This window comes from Anaerocolumna aminovalerica (genome assembly GCF_900115365.1).
Lineage (GTDB): Bacteria > Bacillota > Clostridia > Lachnospirales > Lachnospiraceae > Anaerocolumna > Anaerocolumna aminovalerica.
The window spans coordinates 1-2,979 of the sequence record NZ_FOWD01000076.1 but is presented as its reverse complement, the minus strand read 5'-3'; the positions used below and the strand labels follow the sequence as shown (position 1 = coordinate 2,979).

At 33.0% G+C, this 2,979-nt stretch carries 4 protein-coding genes; 2 read left to right on the top strand and 2 right to left on the bottom strand.

All coding sequences use genetic code 11. The features are described 5' to 3' along the window. Positions 1-549: 549 nt before the first annotated feature. Entirely contained in the window at positions 550-864 is a 315-nt protein-coding gene (locus tag BM183_RS20375) for an MGMT family protein (RefSeq protein WP_091689439.1), read from the bottom strand. A 206-nt stretch (positions 865-1,070) separates the two neighbouring features. Further along, entirely contained in the window at positions 1,071-1,367 is a 297-nt protein-coding gene (locus BM183_RS20370; protein WP_091689437.1) for a TIGR04076 family protein, read from the bottom strand. Positions 1,368-1,919: 552 nt separating this feature from the next. On the opposite strand from BM183_RS20370, the gene BM183_RS20360 reads away from it, so the two are divergent. Both BM183_RS20360 and BM183_RS20355 read left to right on the top strand, forming a co-directional pair. Next, on the top strand, positions 1,920-2,567 hold the full coding sequence (locus BM183_RS20360) for a hypothetical protein (protein ID WP_091689433.1): 648 nt from the start codon (positions 1,920-1,922) through the stop codon (positions 2,565-2,567). A 17-nt stretch (positions 2,568-2,584) separates the two neighbouring features. Continuing rightward, on the top strand, positions 2,585-2,779 hold the full coding sequence (locus BM183_RS20355; RefSeq protein ID WP_091689431.1) for a hypothetical protein: 195 nt from the start codon (positions 2,585-2,587) through the stop codon (positions 2,777-2,779). Positions 2,780-2,979: the final 200 nt, after the last annotated feature.

The window sequence follows — 2,979 nt, the reverse complement described above, 5'->3', positions numbered from 1 at the left end:
TTCTAGCAATATCGTCTATTCGTTATGCCCGCTTTCAGCGGGCTATTCTAATTCAAGGGTTCTCCAAAGGAGAACTTTCCTATTCAATAAAAAATGCAGGTCAAATCCACAATGTGGCTTTGGCCTGCATACATACAATATGGAAACATTCTTTAAAAGACTCAGTTAAATAAAGCTATAGTTAGATAGTCTACATCTCACCTTAACTAATGAATGCTCAATATCGTATAAATAAGCACAACAAAAAAAGCCTATCATCGGGGATAGATTCTGCCTTTTTTATTGCCAGCTTATCTTAAACGCATTGAGGCTGTCATAGTTTCAGTTCCTCCTAAATTCTTATTTATATCAACGTATATTTTAACACAATCAGTCGGTTTAAGCAATTTTTAAATTGAAAAAGCCCAATAAATTTACCTTATTCGGAGTAAACACTGTATGATACTCGAAAGCTTATTACATGTTTTTTACTGTTTTTTGGAATTCACCATAAAACAAACAGCAATAACCATCATCTGTTAGTTTTACTGTCAGCAGTCCCCATGTTATTCATAAGCAGAACTGCCATTGACATTTCTTTAAATCAACATGGGTTTCATCTTTCAGAGGAATACCCTCATTACGAAGCAAGTCACCTTGCTCAATCCATCCTGGTGCCAGTCTGCCGGCGTGATTAACTACTCTATGACAAGGATATTCTCCATAATATTCTGCCATGCTGAGGACTTTTCCAACAAGTCTTGCATTTTTATCTCTGCCGATTAGCCTTGCAATTTGTCCGTATGTAGCGACACTACCCTTTGGAATTTCCTCTACAACAGAAAGAATTTCATAAATTAAATTTTCTTCTAAAACTCGCTTCATAGTACCTCTATCTCCCTTATATGCTTTTCCACATCATTCGGAAATATGTGTATTTTAAAAAGTTCTTCTCGCTTAATGGATTCTAGCATCATTTTCTGTACATCTGGACAAAAGAACTACACTCTCCACATGCCTTGTTGCTGCAATTCTGATGACCGTCGAGCCTGGTACACCTTGGGCATCAGGATATATTTTCAATAATTCCGTCACCCAGAAAGATAAAGTTGCTTATTATTTATTTTTGTAAACTGAATTTTAATCATTATCAGTATACCATGAATGGTTACCCGCCCTCCGTCTGGACATTTTACATCAAATGCTGAAGCCTTACCATTACCATAATCTAAAATTGCCCCGTTCTGTAAAGCATAGACCAACGGATAAGCACAATTCCACAATTCATGACAAAAAGGTGGGCATAAATCTTCTATGATAACAATCACCTTTTTGTGATAACCGCTTCGGCATTTGCTTTCAACAACCGTTTTTTTAATCCTTGACATTTGCTTCTCCCTTTCAAGTTCAAACTTACTTGTTTATATATCAGCCCCACATATTATGGTAAAATCTTATTTTTTATAATATATGTATTGATTATAACATGGCAACTCTTATTTTTCGATGTCTAATTTAGTAAAGATAAAGCTACCACCAATAAAACCCTCAGTATTCTGAGGATTTTAGTCTTAGCAGTTTTAATAGAAATCCACTTTACCGTTCCTACTTGTCATTTCTCTTGTACATTAGAACCTTTTAAACTAATCTCATATACAAAATCGAATAAGGATTCCCTTGCTCATCGGTGTCAGTTCTTTTATAAACCTGAAATCCCATGTGTTCATAGAAGCCTTTCGTTTGCGAATTTTGTTCATTCACCCCTAATTCTTAACATTATCCCAATTTCTTGGCTACACCATAATATTCAAAATTATCTGCCTTTTGATATAAAATACAAGAAGCAAGCATACCGATATAAAAGTATTGAATTCCACCATTTTCCATAGTAAAATAAAGGAGTCTATTGTATAGCAACTGTGAAACGAGAAGGAGTTAACATGAATAAAACAATTATATTTACTTTGATGATACTATCCACAATGGTATTTACGTCTTGCAAGTCTAAAACAACTTCAAATTTGGATTATAATTTGACTGCTTATACTTATGATGATATAAAAGCCAAAGTTTTAGAAGGTCGAAGTCTTGATTCTGATAATCTAAACGAGTCTGATTTAAAAGTTTACAGTAAGATACTTAATTATTTGGATAAACATGCAGGTGCGGATTCCTATTATATCTATGACGCTTATTATGTTAATACCACTAACTCCCATGTGGTAAAAGTTGTGCTGAAAGATTATTATGATAATTTTTTATCTATGAATGAGCACTTGACTAGCAAAGGTACTGCTGCTACCGGCAACGAAAGTATCATCATGCTTACTTATGATAAAAATTTAAGCAGTGGGTATGAGCCTTTTTTAATGGCAAGAAACTGGTTTTCTGAATTAAAATCAGAATTTGAGAATGATTTTAGTGACTTCCATATGAATAGTTTCTATATTCAATTAGACTATATGGTGCCAAATCCCATAAAAGAGTCCTATGGCGAAAACAATACTGATTGGAAGCACTTTTATACCGAGGAAAAGACCTATAAAAAGCATTTATATGACAATAGTATAAATATATATTTTCGGTAGGAACAACAAAAGAAGACATGAACGAACAAATAAGTACCATGAAACCTTTATTTTATAAATATTGTGTGACTACAGTATATGGATATATTCTAAATACAAAGGATGCACTTGATAAGATTAAATTAGATGAATTAATGACGGGGAATTTTTATTATTATAGTGATGTAGATTATATTAGTGAAAAAGCAGAATATAGAATAACGAAAGGATAATGATCTCCATTCTTTTTAGTTGAATAAATTTGTCTAATTAAAAAAAGTTGTAGAGTGTGAAATAATTTCTGTAAAATAGCTTTCTATGATAATTTTAAAGGCCTGTGGAGACCGTTTCAAAGTCCGTGTAAACTCAAAAAACTGACATAAAATTTTAATAGTTATTTATGGGCAAGGCCATTTTTCTGTGGTTCTTGCCC

Excerpts from the sequence above, each read along its gene's own strand:
- BM183_RS20355 (WP_091689431.1), top strand. The coding sequence starts at position 2,585 with ATGAACGAACAAATAAGTACCATGAAACCTTTATTTTATAAATATTGT.
- BM183_RS20375 (WP_091689439.1), bottom strand. The coding sequence starts at position 864 with ATGAAGCGAGTTTTAGAAGAAAATTTAATTTATGAAATTCTTTCTGTT.
- BM183_RS20360 (WP_091689433.1), top strand. The coding sequence starts at position 1,920 with ATGAATAAAACAATTATATTTACTTTGATGATACTATCCACAATGGTA.
- BM183_RS20370 (WP_091689437.1), bottom strand. The coding sequence starts at position 1,367 with ATGTCAAGGATTAAAAAAACGGTTGTTGAAAGCAAATGCCGAAGCGGT.